Source organism: Pseudomonas sp. NFACC04-2 (assembly GCF_900119265.1).
Taxonomy (GTDB): Bacteria; Pseudomonadota; Gammaproteobacteria; order Pseudomonadales; family Pseudomonadaceae; genus Aquipseudomonas; species Aquipseudomonas fluorescens_AA.
Genome location: NZ_FPJC01000004.1, coordinates 143,457 through 160,950, shown reverse-complemented (window position 1 = coordinate 160,950; position 17,494 = coordinate 143,457). Strand labels below are relative to the sequence as shown.

At 61.6% G+C, this 17,494-nt stretch carries 16 protein-coding genes; 7 read left to right on the top strand and 9 right to left on the bottom strand.

The annotated features are described in order from the left end of the window. Window positions 1–3: 3 nt before the first annotated feature. Complete coding sequence (locus BT125_RS07275; protein ID WP_072405846.1) at window positions 4–951, bottom strand: choline ABC transporter substrate-binding protein; 948 nt, start codon at window positions 949–951, stop codon at window positions 4–6. Between the two features lie 425 nt (window positions 952–1,376). Between BT125_RS07275 and BT125_RS07270 the strand changes: the two genes are divergently transcribed. Both BT125_RS07270 and BT125_RS07265 read left to right on the top strand, forming a co-directional pair. After that, window positions 1,377–2,753 (top strand): L-serine ammonia-lyase, encoded by a 1,377-nt coding sequence (locus BT125_RS07270; RefSeq protein ID WP_072405845.1) that lies wholly within the window; start codon window positions 1,377–1,379, stop codon window positions 2,751–2,753. 584 nt (window positions 2,754–3,337) lie between these two features. Further along, a complete protein-coding gene (locus BT125_RS07265) occupies window positions 3,338–4,441 on the top strand; it encodes a choline metabolism transcriptional regulator GbdR (RefSeq protein ID WP_060740272.1) in 1,104 nt (367 codons plus the stop codon). A 117-nt stretch (window positions 4,442–4,558) separates the two neighbouring features. Here the strand turns inward: BT125_RS07265 and BT125_RS07260 are convergent, their stop codons facing one another. The 6 genes from BT125_RS07260 to BT125_RS07235 form a co-directional block, all read right to left on the bottom strand. Next, window positions 4,559–4,822 (bottom strand): hypothetical protein, encoded by a 264-nt coding sequence (locus BT125_RS07260; RefSeq protein WP_072405844.1) that lies wholly within the window; start codon window positions 4,820–4,822, stop codon window positions 4,559–4,561. 370 nt (window positions 4,823–5,192) lie between these two features. Beyond that, window positions 5,193–6,356 carry a gamma-butyrobetaine dioxygenase gene (locus BT125_RS07255; RefSeq protein WP_072405843.1) on the bottom strand — a complete coding sequence of 388 codons (1,164 nt, stop codon included), beginning with the start codon at window positions 6,354–6,356 and terminating at the stop codon, window positions 5,193–5,195. A 20-nt stretch (window positions 6,357–6,376) separates the two neighbouring features. Then, the gene (locus tag BT125_RS07250; protein WP_072405842.1) at window positions 6,377–6,853 is read right to left on the bottom strand and encodes a thioesterase family protein; all 477 of its coding nucleotides are present in this window, start codon (window positions 6,851–6,853) and stop codon (window positions 6,377–6,379) included. Window positions 6,854–7,033: 180 nt separating this feature from the next. After that, the gene (locus BT125_RS07245; protein WP_072405841.1) at window positions 7,034–7,999 is read right to left on the bottom strand and encodes an L-carnitine dehydrogenase; all 966 of its coding nucleotides are present in this window, start codon (window positions 7,997–7,999) and stop codon (window positions 7,034–7,036) included. A gap of 182 nt (window positions 8,000–8,181) precedes the next feature. Further along, window positions 8,182–9,069 carry a 3-dehydrocarnitine:acetyl-CoA trimethylamine transferase CdhC gene (locus BT125_RS07240; RefSeq protein WP_072405840.1) on the bottom strand — a complete coding sequence of 296 codons (888 nt, stop codon included), beginning with the start codon at window positions 9,067–9,069 and terminating at the stop codon, window positions 8,182–8,184. A 71-nt stretch (window positions 9,070–9,140) separates the two neighbouring features. Beyond that, on the bottom strand, window positions 9,141–10,085 hold the full coding sequence (locus BT125_RS07235) for a choline ABC transporter substrate-binding protein (protein ID WP_072405839.1): 945 nt from the start codon (window positions 10,083–10,085) through the stop codon (window positions 9,141–9,143). 192 nt (window positions 10,086–10,277) lie between these two features. On the opposite strand from BT125_RS07235, the gene BT125_RS07230 reads away from it, so the two are divergent. Together BT125_RS07230 and BT125_RS07225 are read left to right on the top strand one after the other, a co-directional pair. Further along, complete coding sequence (locus BT125_RS07230) at window positions 10,278–11,237, top strand: GlxA family transcriptional regulator (RefSeq protein WP_072405838.1); 960 nt, start codon at window positions 10,278–10,280, stop codon at window positions 11,235–11,237. 68 nt (window positions 11,238–11,305) lie between these two features. Further along, the gene (locus BT125_RS07225; protein ID WP_072405837.1) at window positions 11,306–12,481 is read left to right on the top strand and encodes an AAA family ATPase; all 1,176 of its coding nucleotides are present in this window, start codon (window positions 11,306–11,308) and stop codon (window positions 12,479–12,481) included. A 120-nt stretch (window positions 12,482–12,601) separates the two neighbouring features. Here the strand turns inward: BT125_RS07225 and BT125_RS07220 are convergent, their stop codons facing one another. Together BT125_RS07220 and BT125_RS07215 are read right to left on the bottom strand one after the other, a co-directional pair. Next, window positions 12,602–13,018, bottom strand: a complete 417-nt coding sequence (locus BT125_RS07220; RefSeq protein WP_072405836.1) for a DUF3010 family protein — start codon at window positions 13,016–13,018, stop codon at window positions 12,602–12,604. A gap of 32 nt (window positions 13,019–13,050) precedes the next feature. After that, window positions 13,051–13,452 (bottom strand): lysozyme inhibitor LprI family protein, encoded by a 402-nt coding sequence (locus BT125_RS07215; protein ID WP_072405835.1) that lies wholly within the window; start codon window positions 13,450–13,452, stop codon window positions 13,051–13,053. A gap of 235 nt (window positions 13,453–13,687) precedes the next feature. On the opposite strand from BT125_RS07215, the gene BT125_RS07205 reads away from it, so the two are divergent. The 3 genes from BT125_RS07205 to dgcA all read left to right on the top strand — a co-directional run bounded on the left by BT125_RS07205 (window position 13,688) and on the right by dgcA (window position 17,351). Continuing rightward, complete coding sequence (locus tag BT125_RS07205; RefSeq protein ID WP_030139307.1) at window positions 13,688–14,665, top strand: dipeptidase; 978 nt, start codon at window positions 13,688–13,690, stop codon at window positions 14,663–14,665. A 79-nt stretch (window positions 14,666–14,744) separates the two neighbouring features. After that, entirely contained in the window at window positions 14,745–15,275 is a 531-nt protein-coding gene (locus BT125_RS07200; RefSeq protein ID WP_030139308.1) for a DUF5943 domain-containing protein, read from the top strand. A 15-nt stretch (window positions 15,276–15,290) separates the two neighbouring features. Next, window positions 15,291–17,351, top strand: a complete 2,061-nt coding sequence (gene dgcA / locus BT125_RS07195) for a dimethylglycine demethylation protein DgcA (RefSeq protein WP_072405833.1) — start codon at window positions 15,291–15,293, stop codon at window positions 17,349–17,351. Window positions 17,352–17,494: the final 143 nt, after the last annotated feature.

Here is a 17,494-nt window from a genome sequence, read left to right as displayed (position 1 = left end):
CAGTTATTGCGCAAGCTTGGCTTTCACGGCTTCCAGGCCAGGTTTACCGTCAATGGTGGTCACGCCAGCGAGCCAGGTATCGAGTACCTGAGGGTTTTTCTTCAGCCAGGCCTTGGCGGCGGCCTCAGGTTTCATCTTGTCGTCGAGCACGTTGCCCATCAGCGTGCTCTCCATGTCGACGGTGAACTCCAGGTTTTTCAACAGTTGGCCAACGTTGCTGCATTCCTGGCTGTAGCCCTTGCGGGTGTTGGTCGCCACGGTAGCGGCACCGAAGTCGGGGCCGAAGAAGTCGTCGCCGCCGGTCAGGTACTGGATCTTGAAACGCGTGTTCATCGGGTGCGGTGCCCAGCCGAGGAACACCACGTCGGTGCCTCGCTTGGAGGCGCGGTCGACCTGCGAGAGCATGCCCGCTTCGCTCGACTCGACGACTTTGAAGCCGGCGTCCTTCAGGCCGAAGGCGTTCTTTTCGATCATGCTCTGGATCAGGCGGTTGCCGTCGTTGCCCGGTTCGATGCCGTAGATCTTGCCGTCCAGCTCTTTCTTGAATTTGGGGATGTCGGCGAAGTCATGCAGGCCTTTGTCATACAAGGCCTGGGGCACGGCGAGGGTGTACTTGGCGCCCTTGAGGTTGGTGCGCACGGTTTCCACGGTGCCGGCTTCGCGGTAGGCCTTGATGTCGTTTTCCATGGTCGGCATCCAGTTGCCGAGGAATACATCCATGTTCTTGCCATCGGCCAGAGACTTGTAGGTCACCGGCACGGAAATCATGGTGGTCTTGGTCTTGTAGCCCAGGGCGTCCAGCACCACGCTGGTGGTCGCCGTGGTCACGGTAATGTCGGTCCAGCCGACATCGGAGAAGTTGACGGTGCTGCACTTTTCGGGTTCTGCAGCGTTGGCCAGCATCGGAAGACTCAGCATGGCGGCCAACAACAACGGCTTGGAACCTTTCATGGGTGGACTCCTGGTGTTTTATCGGCGGTGTCCGGTCAGGACAACCACGCTTAATTGGATGTTGCGGTTGGTGGCGCGTGGGCACTCTCTGACACGCGGCCTTGCAAACGAGCCGTAACCGATCATGTACCAGTGCAAATCTGACGCCTACAGGGTGGGTCGTATCCAGTACAGGGATGGTCGCATCCAGTGTCGGTGACGTCGTTTACAGATTTTTTCCGCCCCTGACGGGCCTCTGACACGCAGAAAAACGCCGCAGAACCGGGGTCAGGGACGGGCGGCGCTGGTGGGCATGATTGCGTCGGTGTCAGACGTCGGGCGCCAAGGCAAAAACCGGATGATGCGGCCATCCCGGCGTTGAGCGTAGCAGCTCCGTCACCGGACGCTCCTGCGCCCGGATGTGCCTGTTCTGGAGGTTATCGGCAATGGCAATCAGCGTTTTCGACTTGTTCAAAATCGGTATCGGCCCGTCCAGTTCCCACACCGTGGGCCCCATGCGTGCCGCGGCGCTGTTCGTTGAAGCGCTGAAGGCAAAGGCCCTGCTCAATGATGTGCGCCGGGTAGAGGTACAGTTGTTCGGATCATTGTCGGCCACCGGTATCGGCCACGGCAGCGACAACGCCGTGATCATGGGCCTGATGGGGGAGTGGCCGGACGCAATCGACCCGTCGCAGATCGGCCCGCGCATCGAGCTGCTGCGTGAAACCCAGACCCTGCTGCTCGACGGTCGCCTGCCGGTGCCGTTCGTATGGTCCCGGGACATGCGCCTGATCGACGAGAACCTGCCCTTCCATCCCAATGCGATGACGCTGGTGGCCGAGGGCGCCGACGGCGAGCTGCACCGTGACACTTATTACTCGGTTGGCGGCGGCTTTGTCGTCGATCAGGCCCAGGCCTCCAGCGGCGTGGTGGATCTGGACAGCACAGAGCTGCCTTACGATTTCTCCAGTGCCGAAGAATTGCTTGAGCTGTGCCGTACCCACAACTTGCGGGTAGCCGAGTTGATGCTGGCCAACGAAAAGGTCTGGCGGTCCGAAGAAGAGATCCGCAGTGGCCTGATGAAGCTGTGGCGCGCCATGCAGGATTGCGTCGAGCAGGGCCTCAAGCACGAAGGCATCTTGCCGGGCGGTTTGAATGTGCGCCGACGGGCGGCCAAGTTGCACCGCAGCCTCCAAGAGCTGAACAAGCCCAATGTCATTGGCTCGACCCTCAGCGCCATGGAGTGGGTCAACCTGTTCGCCCTGGCGGTCAACGAGGAGAACGCGGCCGGCGGGCGCATGGTCACGGCGCCGACCAACGGTGCGGCGGGGATCATCCCGGCGGTGCTGCACTATTTCATGAAATTCAGCGAAGCGGTCACCGACGCCAACGTCGTGGATTATTTCCTCGCTGCGGCGGCCGTCGGGATCCTGTGCAAAAAGAACGCATCGATCTCCGGCGCCGAGGTCGGTTGCCAGGGCGAGGTGGGATCGGCCTGCGCCATGGCGGCGGCGGGCCTGGCGGAAATCCTCGGGGCCACGCCGGAGCAACTGTGCAACGCGGCGGAAATCGGCCTGGAACACAACCTGGGCCTGACCTGCGACCCGGTGGGCGGCCTGGTGCAGGTGCCGTGCATCGAGCGCAACGCGATCGCCGCGGTCAAGGCCATCAACGCCGCACAAATGGCCCTGCGCGGGGATGGCCAGCATTTTATCTCCCTGGATCGGGTGATCCGCACCATGCGTGATACCGGTGCCGATATGCATGATAAATATAAAGAGACCTCACGCGGCGGCTTGGCGGTCAGTGCGGTGGAGTGCTAAAGCACGCATTGCCGGGGCTCTCTGTGGCGAGGGAGCTTGCTCCCGCTGGGTTGCGAAGCAACCCCAAGGCCTGATCCCGCGGTGTTTCACCGTTATCGCGTAAATAGGATTTGCGACCGCTGCGCGATCGAGCGGGAGCAAGCTCCCTCGCCACGGGTTGTTCTTAAAATCGCTCACAAAATGCACACCCATCCTGAAACACGCCACCTTTTAGCGCGTCGCAAACAGACAAGACATCCGTTGTCGAGCCAGCCGCTGAATCGCGCTCGACCGTCCGTCACCCGCACCTGTGGTGCTACTCCTTGCGCAAGCCGCGCAGCCCCGTTCCCACAAGTGCTACCGAACTGCTCACAGCCTTCTGTGATCGGTACCTGCCGCCATTGATGGCACCTAAAACCCGGACTCGATGCACGCCTTATATAGACAGGCCGCGATGTCGTTTTCAGGATTTATTGAACACACATTCAATTTTAGGCATGGCAATTGCTCTATCCCGATAAAGCCCTGTCTCGCGCAAGAGAACGTGGCAATAACAAGAGCCTCCGCCTGAGGCCATCACCCGCTTTGTGTGAGGAGATACCGCGATGACGACGTCCAACTCCGGGGCCCAACCCCAGAACCGTGCGCCTCAATCCATCGGCTTTTTGCTGCTGGACAATTTCACGCTGATTTCCCTGGCGTCCGCGGTGGAACCGCTACGCATGGCCAACCAGCTATCCGGTCGCGAGTTGTATCGCTGGACCACCCTCACGGTCGATGGCGGCCAGGTCTGGGCCAGCGATGGTTTGCAGATCACCCCCGACGCTTCCATGCACAAGGCACCGCCTTTGGACACCGTCATCGTCTGTGGTGGCATCGGCATCCAGCGCACCGTGACCCGTGAACACGTGTCCTGGCTGCAGAGCCAGGCCCGCCAGTCCCGTCGCCTCGGCGCGGTCTGCACCGGCAGTTGGGCCCTGGCCTGCGCCGGCCTGCTGGACGGTTTCGATTGCAGCGTGCACTGGGAATGCCTGGCGGCGATGCAGGAAGCGTTCCCGCGGGTATCGATGAGCACCCGCCTGTTCACCCTCGACCGCAATCGCTTCACCAGCTCCGGTGGCACCGCGCCGCTGGACATGATGCTGCACCTGATCAGTCGCGATCACGGTCGCGAGCTGTCGGCGGCGATCTCCGAAATGTTTGTCTACGAGCGTATCCGCAACGAGCAGGATCACCAGCGCGTGCCGCTCAAGCACATGCTTGGCACCAACCAGCCGAAGTTGCAGGAAATCGTGGCGTTGATGGAAGCCAACCTCGAAGAGCCGATCGACCTGGACGAACTGGCGGTGTACGTCGCCGTGTCCCGGCGTCAGCTGGAGCGGTTGTTCCAGAAATACCTGCACTGCTCACCGTCGCGCTATTACCTCAAGCTGCGGCTCATTCGTGCGCGACAACTGCTCAAGCAGACGCCGATGTCGATCATCGAAGTGGCCTCGGTGTGCGGCTTCGTTTCCACCCCGCACTTCTCCAAGTGCTACCGCGAATACTTCGGCATTCCGCCGCGGGATGAGCGCGTCGGTTCAAACACCACGCAACAGGTGGCGATGATGCCGCTACCGCAGGCGTTGGTGCTGTCGCCATTGTCCGGGCCGCTGTCGGCATTGAGCCAGGCGCGCAATGAATCGACGTTCGCCAGTGTTAGGCTCTAAGACCTCTAGCGCCTTCATCGCGAGCACGCTCGCTCCCACAGGGAGATCGCCTGGGTGCAATAGAGCGTGTGCACACCAGGGATCACTGTGGGAGCGAGCTTGCTCGCGATTGGTTTTTCAGGTGTTGTGGTTTTGCTGGTAATCCATCAGCGCCGGCAACAATTGCTTGTCGATTGCCTGGCGCACGGCTGGCAGGATGGTGGCGCTGCTGGTGTACATGTCCTTGACCATCCGCCGCAGTTCATTGGCACGGGCCTGGTCCAAACCCCGCACGGCGCACTCACAGGCCTGCTCGGCGGTGGAACCGCTGGGTATCTGGAGCCCCAGGGCCTTGAGGTGGCCCAGCAGGTCTTCCTGGTCGATCAAATCGGCGTGCATCATGACGCTTTTCCTTGTTCAGGGATTGGGGTCGTGTCTCGATTCTGGTAGCCACCCGAAGCGGCGGCAAGGGCAAACTGTCGCAATGGCCCGGATACCTATGAGCAGGTCGTTTTCGGCTAACTCCCGCTAATCCGGACTGGGCACACTGAACTCAAGCTGAATCACGATGGTTTGGTCACCCTCGCGCAACAGCTCCTCCAGTAACGCACCTGCCCCGATCCTGTCACGGCTTGATCGGGGATTTTTTTGTCTGGGTGAATCAGGGGTTGATGGGGTGTCCAGCAAACCGCCTTCGCGAGCAAGCCCGCTCCCACATGGGAGTGTGGGCTCCTGTGGGAGCGGGCTTGCTCGCGAATAGCCGTTATGCGATCTAGCGTTGTAGAACCAGAATCCGCGACAACAACTCATCCCGATCCACATAACACCCCTGGAAATGCCGCGCGCCGGAAGCCGGGTCGAAGGCGTTGCGGGCATGGAGCGTACGGCGGTTGTCGAAGCACCAGAGCTGGCCGGGTTCGAGCCGTTGCATCACACGAAACTGTGGCGCGCGGGTCAGGGCGATGAAGCGTCGGTAGGCTCGGTAAAGCCTGGGCATTTGCTCGACGGTGGTGTCGAACGGTCCGCGCAGGAAATTCGCCATGCGGATTTCCGCGACATGCCCCAGGGCATCCAGCGCAATGATGGGCGCCAGGCAGCGGTAGTCGCTGTGGCGATCCTTGTTGCGAAACTCCACCGGTATTTCGCACAGGGCGGCAAAGGCTTCGGGATCTTCCTGGCGCAGCGCCTCGGCGATGGCAAAACCGTCGACAAAAATGCTTTCACCGCCGTCGGCGTCATTCACCAGGCAATGCAAAAACTGCAGCCCCGGTTGCAACTCCCGGGTTGGCAGGTCGCTGTGCAGTGGCAGGTTGAAAGCGGTGTAGGCGTTGCTGTCGGCGTCGGCCTTGGATTGCACATTGAACAGCACGCCGAAGTTGCTCTCGCGAATGAACGAAATGCGCTGGGCAATCTGTTTCAACGAACCGGGTTCGGTGGGCACGCCGCGCACTTGAGTCAGGCCGATGTCGCGCACCGCCAGCAGCCATTGCAACAGCGCATCGGCGTCACCCATCAGGGCCTGGTAATCGAACACCGGGAGTTGCAGATCGTGCCGCCATAACTGGCTTTTGGGCTTGCTCGCCAGGCGTTCGGCCCTGGACTGGTCATCATAGGCATGGGCCCGTAGCCAGCCTGGGTCGAAGCGGCTCTGGTGACCGTCCTGCCAATCGACGCACAGGCAGCCCTCGCTATCGAGGCGGATCGCACCGGGTGCGCTGTCTTCAGGCACGTCGACGATTTCCAGTACTTGTTCGCGGGTGACGGTGTAGACGCATTGAGGGCAAGAGCAGTTGTCCCGCAGCCACTGATGATGGAAAGGGCTGACCCGGCCATCGACCCAGGTGACCTGCACCCGGTCGGCCAAGGACGTTACAGCACCCAGCGCGCAGACCAGGGGATAGCGGCGGAAGTCGGCAAACGCGGCGGCAGTGTTCATGGCGATCTCCTGTTCGAGGCTTATCGGGCAGGTGGCAGTGCGATGACCCGACCGATATAGGCCGGCGGCGGCAGGTCGGACTGTTCATCGAGCAGGGCGGTGAGTGTGCCCAGGGTCTGCTGCGTGAAGGGCGCCGAGCGCGGACCCGCCAGGTCGACGTGCAGCAGCATCTGCTCATTACCGGCCAGCTCTTTATCCCCGCCTGCCAGGTGCAGGCTGTGGTAGAGATGCAGGCGCTTGGCGTCGTGGCCGATGATCTGCGTGCGTACTTCCACGTCAGCGTCGAGCTTCACTTCGTGCAGGTAATTGAGGTGCAGTTCGAGGGTGAACAGCGAGTGACCGCTGGCCTCGCGGTTCTGGCTATCCATGCCGAGCCGGTCCATCAGCGCGTCGGTGGCATAGCTGAAAATTAGCAGATAGAAGGCATCGCGTAGATGGCCGTTGTAATCGACCCATTCGGGGAGGATGCGGGTTTGATAGGTGGTGAGGGTGGGCATGCTGGAACTCCACAAATAGTCGCTGGTGTACACCCTTGTGGCGAGGGAGCTTGCTCCCGCTCGGCCGCGAAGCGGTCGTAAAACCAGCGAATACGATTTGACTGATACACCGCATTTGCCGGTTTTGGGACTGCTTCGCAGTCCAGCGGGAGCAAGCTCCCTCGCCACAAGGGGGAGTGTTTATTCGCTAAAGGCCATGCCATGCTTGGCCTTGGTGGTCTTCACCGCTTCCAGCACCGCCAGCAAACAATCATCACGATAGCGCTCCAGGGCCGAGATGCTGTGGCTGCCCAGTTGCTCCCTCGTGCCGTCCACCACATCGTCGATCAGCTTCTCGGTCAACTCCGGCGCTGGCAGGTAGGTCCAGGGCAGTTGCAGCGCCGGGCCGAACTGGGCCATGAAGTGCCGCATGCCTGCATCGCCTCCGGCCAAGGTGTAGGTCAGGAAGGTACCCATGAATGACCAGCGCAGGCCGGCGCCAAAACGGATGGCATCGTCGATTTCCCCCGTGGTGGCGACGCCGTCGTTGACCAGGTGCAGGGCCTCGCGCCACAGCGCTTCGAGCAGGCGGTCGGCGATGAAGCCAGGTACTTCCTTACGTACGTGCAGCGGCCGCATGCCGAGGGATTCATACACTTGCATGGCGGCTTGTACCGCTTCGGGGGCGGTGTTCTTGCCACCGACCACTTCTACCAGCGGCAACAGGTAAACCGGGTTGAACGGGTGCCCGACCACGCAGCGTTCCGGGTGGGTCGCTCCTTCGTAGAATTCGCTTGGCAACAGCCCCGAAGTACTGGAGCCGATCAATGCATTCGGCTTGGCGGCTGCGCTGATCTGGCCGTGCAGTTCGAGCTTCAGTTCCAGGCGCTCGGGGGCGCTTTCCTGAATGAAGTCGGCGTCGCGCACGCATTCTTCGATGGTCGCGACAAAGCGCAGCCGATCCTGTGAGGCACCAGGGGCCAGGCCCTGTTTCTCCAGCGCGCCCCAAGCGTTAGCGACGCGTTTGCGCAATGCCGCCTCGGCACCAGGCGCCGGGTCCCAGGCGACAACGTCGAGGCCGTGGGCCAAGGCCCGGCTGACCCAGCCGCTGCCGATTACACCACTGCCCAGGGCGGCGAAGGTCTTGATGTCGGTGATAAAGCTCATGGTGATTTTCCTGAATAATTCGCTGATTCCCTGTGGGAGCGAGCTTGCTCGCGATGACGGTATTCCAGGCGCAGCAAATGCACTGGATGCGCCGACGCTATCGCGAGCAAGCTCGCTCCCACACTTGATCTTGGGTGGTCTTGAGATCTGCAGTCACTGCAGATCCAATGTGCACGTTCGGTTTAGCCGCGTGGGGTCAGGCCCATTTTCTTGCGGCCCTCGGCCGGCGTAAGTACCCGCGCCCCGAGACGGCTGAGGATTTCGCCTGCGCGCTCCACCAACTGGCCGTTGGTGGCGAGCACGCCTTTATCCAGCCAGAGGTTGTCTTCCAGCCCGACCCGCACGTTGCCCCCCAGCAGCACCGCCTGGGCGGCCATCGGCATTTGCATGCGGCCGATGCCGAAGCCGGCCCACACCGCGTCGGCCGGCAGGTTGTCGACCATGGCCTTCATGGTGGTGGTGTCGGCCGGCGCGCCCCATGGAATGCCCAGGCAGAGCTGGAACAGCGGGTTGTCCAGCAGGCCCTCCTTGATCAGTTGCTTGGCGAACCACAGGTGGCCGGTGTCGAAGATTTCCAGCTCGGCCTTGACCCCCAGTTCGGTGATGCGCTTGGCCCCGGCCCGCAGTTGCGCCGGGGTGGAGACGTAAATGGTGTCGCCGTCGCCGAAGTTCAGGGTGCCGCAATCCAGGGTACAGATTTCCGGCAACAGCTCTTCGACGTGGGCCAGGCGGGTCAGCGGACCCACCAGGTCGGTGTTGGGGCCGAACTCCATCGGCCGTTCGCCCGCACCGATCTCCAGGTCTCCGCCCATGCCGGCGGTGAGGTTGACGATGATGTCCACGTCCGCCTCACGGATGCGCTCCATCACTTCGCGGTACAGCGCCACGTCGCGGCTGAACTTGCCGGTCTGCGGGTCGCGGACGTGGCAGTGGACCACGGTGGCACCGGCCTTGGCGGCTTCGACGGCGGCGGCGGCGATCTGTTTCGGGGTGACCGGCACGTGGGGGCTCTTGGCGGTCGTGTCGCCAGCACCGGTGAGTGCGCAGGTGATGATGACGTCGTGGTTCATGGTGCGGATTCCTTCAGGCGTGGTAAGTCACCGCGCAGCCGTTTGATGCTGCGCAGAGGGAGAACGTTTGGTCAGTTACTGGTGAGTTTGAGGTTGTCGGCGGCCGGCTTGCCGTCGAAGGTGGTCACGCCTTCGAGCCAGCGCTGCTTGTCTTGCGGATGATCCTTGAGCCATTGCCGGGCCGATTCGAGCGGATCCTTGTGATCGAGCAGCGGCTGCATCATCCGGCTCTCGTCTTCGGCAGTGAAGGTCAGGTTGCTCAGCAAGCGACCGACGTTCGGGCATTGCTCGGCGTAGTTCGGCGCGGTGACGGTCCAGACGGTGGCCATGCCTTCGTTCGGGCCGAGGGCGTCGTCGCTGCCGGTGAGGTAGGTCATTTGCACGTTGACGTTCATCGGATGCGGCGCCCAGCCGAAGAACACCACGGCTTCCTTGCGCCGCACGGCGCGGTCCACGGCGGCGAGCATGCCGGCTTCGCTGGACTCCACCAGTTGGAATTTGCCCAGGCCGAACTGGTTCTTGGCGATCATCGCCTTGATCTGGGTGTTGGCGCCGGAGCCGGGTTCGATGCCGTAGATCTTGCCCCCCAACTCTTTTTCGAATTTGGCGATGTCGGCAAAGGTCTTCAGGCCCTTGTCGGCCAGGTAGGTCGGCACGGCCAGGGTGGCGCGGGCGTCCTTGAGACTGGGTTGTTCCAGGACCTTGACCTGCTTGGCTTCGACGAATGGGGTGATGGTCTGGGTCATCAGCGGGTTCCAGTAGCCCAGGAACAGGTCCAGGCGTTGGTCACGAATGCCGGCGAAGATGATTTGCTGGGAGGCGCTGGTCTGCTTGGTCGTGTAGCCGAGGCCGTCGAGCATCACTTGGGTCAGGGCGCTGGTGGCGATGACGTCGGTCCAGTTGACCACGCCCAGGCGCACGTTCTGGCACGCGGCGGGTTCAGCGGCCATGACGGCGCCATTCATTAAGGTGGTACCGCTGAGTGCAAGAACGCAGGAGCTGATCAGTCGTTTCATGTCGGGTTCCTCGGCAGCTTATTGTTATGGGGCCCGGTGTCTGTGCGCCGGTGATGCCAAGTTACGCAGCCCGAAGTGTGGCAAAACGCACAGCGGCGACGTGCTCTTGCACTGCAGCGACCTGCGCCCTTGAACGACGCTTGCAACTGGCGTATCAAGGTCCGCACGCTACCCGTCGACCGAGTGCGCTCCATGTCCCAGGATTTCTACTTCTTGTTGATGCCGGGCTTTTCAGCCATCGGTTTCATTTCGGCCATCGAGCCGTTGCGGGTCGCCAATCGTTTTCGTGGCGAGCTGTATCGCTGGCATGTGTTGAGCGTCGATGGCGGGGCGGTGCTGGCGAGCAACGGCATGTCGGTCAACGCCGATGCCGCGCTGGAGCCGTTGAAGAAGGGCGCGACCCTTTGGGTGGTGGCGGGATTCGAACCACTTAAGTTCGCCACCCCGGCCCTGGAGCGCTGGCTGCATCGGTTGGACAACGAAGGCGTGATCCTGGGGGGCATCGACACCGGCAGTGTGGTCCTGGCCGAGGCGGGGCTGCTGGAAGGGCATCGCGTGACCCTGCACTGGGAAGCGATCGAGGCGTTCAAGGAGTCCTATCCGCAGCTTGGCGTGACCCAGGAATTGTTTGAAATCGACCGTCGCCGCATCACTTGCGCCGGTGGCACCGCGTCCATCGACCTGATGCTCGACCTGATCGGCCAGGCCCATGGTTCGGAGCTGGCGATCCAGGTCAGCGAACAGTTCGTGCTTGGCCGCATCCGTCCGCGCAAAGATCACCAGCGCATGGAGATCGCCAGTCGCTATGGCATTCGCAACAAGAAGCTGGTGCACGTCATCGGCGAGATGGAAACCCACAGCGAACCGCCCCTGAGTACCTTGGCCCTGGCCGAATCCATCAACGTCACGCGGCGCCAGCTCGAAAGGCTGTTCCGCCTGCACCTGAACGACACCCCTAGCAACTTCTACCTGCGCCTGCGCCTGGAGAAAGCCCGGCAACTGCTGCGTCAGACCGACATGAGCGTACTGGAAGTGAGCATCGCCTGCGGCTTTGAGTCACCGTCGTACTTCACCCGCAGTTACCGGGCACGGTTCGCGCGCTGTCCACGGGAGGATCGGCGGCGGCAGGGGGATGGGCGGGAGGTGGTTTGACAGGCTTTTATACTCAATTATACTCGCGACTATAAATTATACCTGTCGCAATAATTGAGTATAAAACCATGTCCAAGCACCCCGGTTTTGTATTCCGGCGTCCTGATCTGGCCCGCAATGTTGTCGATGGGCTGGTCGGCGCCGGGATCCAGGATTACACCTCAGGCCTGTTCCTGGCCGCTCCGAGACGTACCGGAAAAAGTACGTTCCTGCGCGAAGACTTGATTCCCGAGTGCCAAACCCGCGGCTGGCTCGCGGTCTACGTCGACCTGTGGGCCAACAAGGAGAAAGACCCTGCCGACCTGATCGCTTCGGCAATCGCCGGGGCCCTGGTGCCTTATGATAAGGGGATCCGCAAGCTGGCCAAATCCATGGGCATCGACAAACTCAGCTTCTTGCGCACGCTGTCCTGGGATTTCAGCCTGCCGCAACTGCCCGAAGGGGCGACGCTGACCCAGGCGTTGGAGTTGTTGCACAGTGCGGCCGGTAAAACCGTTGTGCTGGTGATCGACGAAGCCCAGCATGCGTTGACCACCGAGGCCGGGGTCAACGCGATGTTTGCCCTCAAGGCCGCCCGCGACCAACTCAACCAAGGTCGCGAGGGTGATACCAGCGGCCTGCGCCTGGTGTTCACCGGCTCTAATCGCGACAAACTCGCTCACCTGGTACTCAGCCGCAACCAACCGTTCTACGGGTCCAGCATCACCCCGTTCCCATTGCTGGGTAAAGAGTTCACCAAAGCCTATGCCGCCCATTTGAACGCGCATCTGGCCCAAACCAATCAGTTCAATGCCGATGATCTGGATCAGGCCTTCGAGTTGGTAGGGCGCCGCCCTGAAATGCTGCGCAGCATCATTGGCGAAATTGCCTTGGAGCTGGGTGAGGCGAGCCATTTGGATGAATTGCTGCGCAACAGCGCCGAAATGCTCCGTGCTGGTGTCTGGACCGAGTTTGAAAGCGCCTGGAACGCCTTGACGGTGCCGCAACGGGCAGTGCTGCAGGTCATGGCCGAGCGCTCGCAAAACAACGAACCCTTTGCGCCCTTCACCGATTCAACGTTGGAGGCCGTGGGCAAGGTGCTCAGGAGCATGGGCAGCGAAGTCGTGCCTGGCACCCAGACCATTCAATCCTGCATCGACGCGCTGCGTGACAAGGAACTGGTGTGGAAGTCCAATCGCGGTGGTTACGCCTTGGAGGACAAAGCGTTTGCGGATTGGTTGAAGGGGTATCGCAAGCAGCGCTGAACCTGATACTTGCCTGTGGCGAGGGAGCTTGCTCCCGCTGGACTGCGTAGCAGGCCCTGAAAGCAGGGGCGCTGCGCACCCCAGCGGGAGCAAGCTCCCTCGCCACGGGGGGGAACGACTTTATTTTTTCATCAGTGCCGAGCACGCCGCCTTGTATGCCTCGTGTTGATACTTGTTCAGGGTCGCCGGCAAGGCGAAGTCATGTTTCTTGTGCTGCGCGTTGAGGGTCTGCGGTGACAGCAGCGTCACCTCGCAGCCTTCCAGCAACTGGAAAACCCCTTCAATCTTGAACGTGGTCGGTCCACCGGCGAACTCGCCTTTCTTGCTGCGCTTCTTGATGGCGATGCGTTCGATGCCATTTTCGACCACGAACGCCCGCACCTGGGCGGCGAACGCCTTGACGTTGGCGGCTTCGTCATTGTCGTCCAGGGCGATTTTCTTGGTGGTCAGGGCGATGTGGGTCAACGCCTGCTGCTCCAGCGAGGCAACGGCGATGATCGCTTCGCTGCCTTTGATTTCGATGCCGCAGGTTTTCATGGGGATCTCTTTGCTCGAGGGGGGGGTGCAGCTTACTCCTGCCCAATCGACTCCAAAAACTCCGACCGATCATCGCTCACCTGGGCCATGCAGTCGTTTTCGGCGATTTTGTAGGCTTCGCTGCCGGGTTTGGCCGGGAAGGCGGCGATGGCGCAGTCGGCGTCGCGCTGTTTTTGCCACAGTTGTTGGGCGGCTTTGACCTTGGTGGTGATGTCGTTGAGTTGGGCCTTGTCGCTGGCGTAGCGGGTTTGCAGGCGCTCAAAGAGGCTCTGCAGGTTTTCGTTGAGCAATTGTTCGGCGGCAGTCTTGCCATAGGCCGAGCAGGCCAGGGTCTGGACGTCGTTTTCAACTTCGTCGCAGGGATTGGGCTCGGTGTCTTCGGTTGCGTGTGCCAGGGTGCTCATCAGTGCCAAAGCCAGGAAGATTGATTTCATCGCGTTGCCGCTCAAGTCCAGTGAAAACCAGTGATGCGGCGGATTCTGGCGCAACCGTCGGGTAAAGAACAGACGGGCAGGGCGGGCCTGTCGTAGCCCATTGTCGTGGATTGACGCTTTCGGCAATTCCCCTGTCGTTTTTGCACCGGGTCGCGACGGCCCTCAGGCATATGCTGGCCCCAAAGCGCCGGCACACGATTCGGCGCATGAATCGCTGACAAAAGGGGACTGCCTGATGAGCCCAGCCGAATTGCACGCCGACAGCATCGTTATCGACGGGCTGATCATTGCCAAGTGGAACCGCGACCTGTTCGAAGACATGCGCAAGGGCGGCCTGACCGCAGCCAACTGCACCGTGTCGGTGTGGGAAGGTTTCCAGGCCACCATCAATAACATCGTCGCCAGCCAGAAGCTGATCCGCGAGAACAGCGACCTGGTGATTCCGGTGAAAACCACCGCTGACATCCGTCGCGCCAAGGAACAGGGCAAGACCGGCATCATCTTCGGCTTCCAGAACGCCCACGCCTTCGAAGACCAGCTCGGCTACGTCGAGATCTTCAAGCAGTTGGGCGTGGGTGTGGTGCAGATGTGCTACAACACCCAGAATCTGGTGGGCACCGGTTGCTACGAGCGTGACGGCGGCCTGTCGGGCTTCGGTCGCGAGATCGTCGCCGAGATGAACCGTGTCGGCATTATGTGCGACCTGTCCCACGTCGGTTCCAAGACCTCCGAAGAAGTCATCCTCGAATCGAAGAAGCCGGTGTGCTATTCCCACTGCCTGCCGTCCGGCCTGAAAGAACATCCGCGCAACAAATCCGATGAAGAGCTGAAGTTCATCGCCGACCACGGCGGTTTCGTCGGCGTGACCATGTTCGCGCCGTTTTTGGCCAAGGGCATCGATTCGACCATCGACGACTACGCCGAAGCCATCGAATACACCATGAACATCGTCGGTGAGGACGCCATCGGCATCGGTACCGACTTCACCCAGGGCCACGGCCAGGATTTCTTCGAAATGCTGACCCACGACAAGGGCTACGCCCGTCGTCTGACCAGCTTCGGCAAGATCATCAACCCCCTGGGCATCCGCACCGTGGGCGAGTTCCCGAACCTCACCGAGACGCTGCTCAAGCGCGGTCACCCTGAGCGGGTGGTGCGCAAGATCATGGGTGAGAACTGGGTCAACGTGCTGAAAGACGTCTGGGGCGAATAACCGCCGCCGCATCGCTAATCCTCTACCTGCGGCCCTCTGCGCCGCAGGCAATACCACGAATTTCCGGAGTCAAGTTTTCATGGCCAAGATCGCCCCGCAACTGCCTATCGAAGTCGACAGCGAAACCGGTGTCTGGACGTCCGACGCCCTGCCGATGCTGTACGTACCGCGTCACTTCTTCGTCAACAACCACATGGGCATCGAAGAAGTGCTGGGCGCCGACGCCTACGCCGAGATTCTCTACAAGGCCGGCTACAAATCCGCCTGGCACTGGTGTGAAAAAGAAGCCGAATGCCACGGCCTGGAAGGCGTCGCGGTGTTCGAGCACTACATGAAGCGCCTGTCCCAGCGTGGCTGGGGCCTGTTCAAGATCCAGGACATCGACCTGGATAAAGGCACCGCCAGCGTCAAGCTCGAACACTCGGCGTTCGTCTATGTGTACGGCAAGGTCGGGCGCAAGGTCGACTACATGTTCACCGGCTGGTTCGCCGGCGCCATGGACCAGATCCTCGCCGCTCGTGGCAGTTCGATCCGCACCGTGGCCGAGCAGGTCTACGGCGGTTCTGAAGAAGGCCACGACGACGGCCTGTTCATCGTCAAGCCGTTGTAAGTCGAGGATTGCGCCATGGCTTTTGAAGCAATGTTCCAGCCGATCCAGATCGGCAAGCTGACCATCCGCAACCGCGTGCTCAGCACCGCGCACGCCGAGGTCTACGCCACCGACGGCGGCATGACCACCGACCGGTACGTCAAGTATTACGAAGAAAAGGCCAAGGGCGGCATCGGCCTGGCGATCTGCGGTGGCTCGTCGGTGGTTGCCATCGACAGCCCGCAGGAATGGTGGAGCTCGGTGAACCTGTCCACCGACCGCATCATCCCGCACTTCCAGAACCTGGCCGACGCCATGCACAAGCATGGTGCCAAGATCATGATCCAGATTACCCACATGGGTCGTCGCTCGCGCTGGGACGGTTTCAACTGGCCGACCCTGATGTCGCCGTCCGGCGTGCGTGAGCCGGTTCACCGCGCCACCTGCAAGACCATCGAGCCGGAAGAAATCTGGCGGGTGATCGGCAACTACGCCCAGGCGGCACGACGTGCCAAGGCCGGTGGCCTGGACGGCGTCGAGCTGTCCGCCGTGCACCAGCACATGATCGACCAGTTCTGGAGCCCGCGGGTCAACAAGCGTACCGACGAATGGGGCGGCAGCTTCGAAGGCCGCATGAAGTTCGGCCTGGAAGTGCTGAAGGCCGTGCGCGCCGAAGTGGGCGACGATTTCTGCGTGGGTATGCGCCTGTGCGGCGACGAGTTTCACCCGGACGGCTTGTCCCACGAGGACATGAAGCAGATCGCCAAGTACTACGACGACACCGGCATGCTGGATTTCATCGGCGTGGTGGGCTCGGGTTGCGACACCCACAACACCTTGGCCAACGTCATCCCGAACATGAGTTATCCACCGGAGCCGTTCCTGCACTTGGCCGCCGGTATCAAGGAAGTGGTCAAGGTCCCGGTGCTGCACGCGCAGAACATCAAGGACCCGAACCAGGCCACGCGGATCCTGGAGGGCGGTTACGTCGACATGGTCGGCATGACCCGTGCCCACATCGCCGACCCGCACCTGATCGCCAAGATCAAGATGGGCCAGATCGACCAGATCAAGCAGTGCGTCGGTGCCAACTACTGCATCGACCGCCAGTACCAAGGCTTGGACGTGCTGTGCATCCAGAACGCCGCGACCTCCCGTGAATACATGGGCGTGCCGCACATCATCGAGAAGTCCACCGGGCCCAAGCGCAAAGTGGTCGTCGTCGGTGCCGGCCCGGCCGGGATGGAAGCGGCACGTGTGGCCGCCGAACGTGGGCACGACGTGACCTTGTTCGAGAAGAAGGAATTCATCGGCGGGCAGATCACTACCGCTTCGAAAGCCCCGCAACGGGACCAGATTGCCGGTATCACCCGCTGGTTCCAGCTGGAACTGGCGCGGCTGAAAGTCGACCTGCGCCTGGGCGTGGCGGCTGATGCGGCGACCATCATGGACCTGCGTCCGGATGTGGTGGTGCTGGCCGTTGGCGGGCATCCGAATGTGGAGCAGAACGAACACTGGGGCGCCGCCGAAGGGCTGGTGGTCAGCAGCTGGGACGTGCTCGACGGCAAGGTTGCGCCGGGCAAGAACGTGCTGGTCTACGACACCATTTGCGAGTTCACCGGCATGTCGGTGGCCGACTTCCTCGCCGACAAGGGCAGCCAGGTCGAGATCGTCACCGACGACATCAAGCCGGGCGTGGCCATTGGCGGGACCTCGTTCCCCACGTACTACCGCAGCATGTACCCCAAGGAAGTGATCATGACCGGGGACATGATGCTGGAGAAGGTCTACCGCGAAGGCGACAAGCTAGTGGCGGTGCTGGAAAACGAATACACCGGCGCCAAGGAAGAACGCGTGGTGGACCAGGTGGTGGTGGAAAACGGCGTGCGGCCGGACGAAGAAATCTACTACGCGCTCAAGGAAGGTTCGCGCAACAAGGGCCAGATCGACGTCGAAGCCTTGTTCGCGATCAAGCCTCAGCCGTGCCTGGAGCAGAGCGGCGATGGCTACCTGCTGTTCCGTATCGGCGACTGCGTGGCCCAGCGTAATACCCACGCGGCCATCTACGACGCCCTGCGGTTGTGCAAGGATTTCTAACGGCTTGTGGATAACCCTGTGGGAGCGAGCTTGCTCGCGATAGCGGTGGATCAGTCGACATTTAGGTTGGATCTGAGTCCGTCTTCGCGAGCAAGCTCGCCCCCACAGGGATCGAGCAAGACATCCAGGTTTCTGTGCCTGCA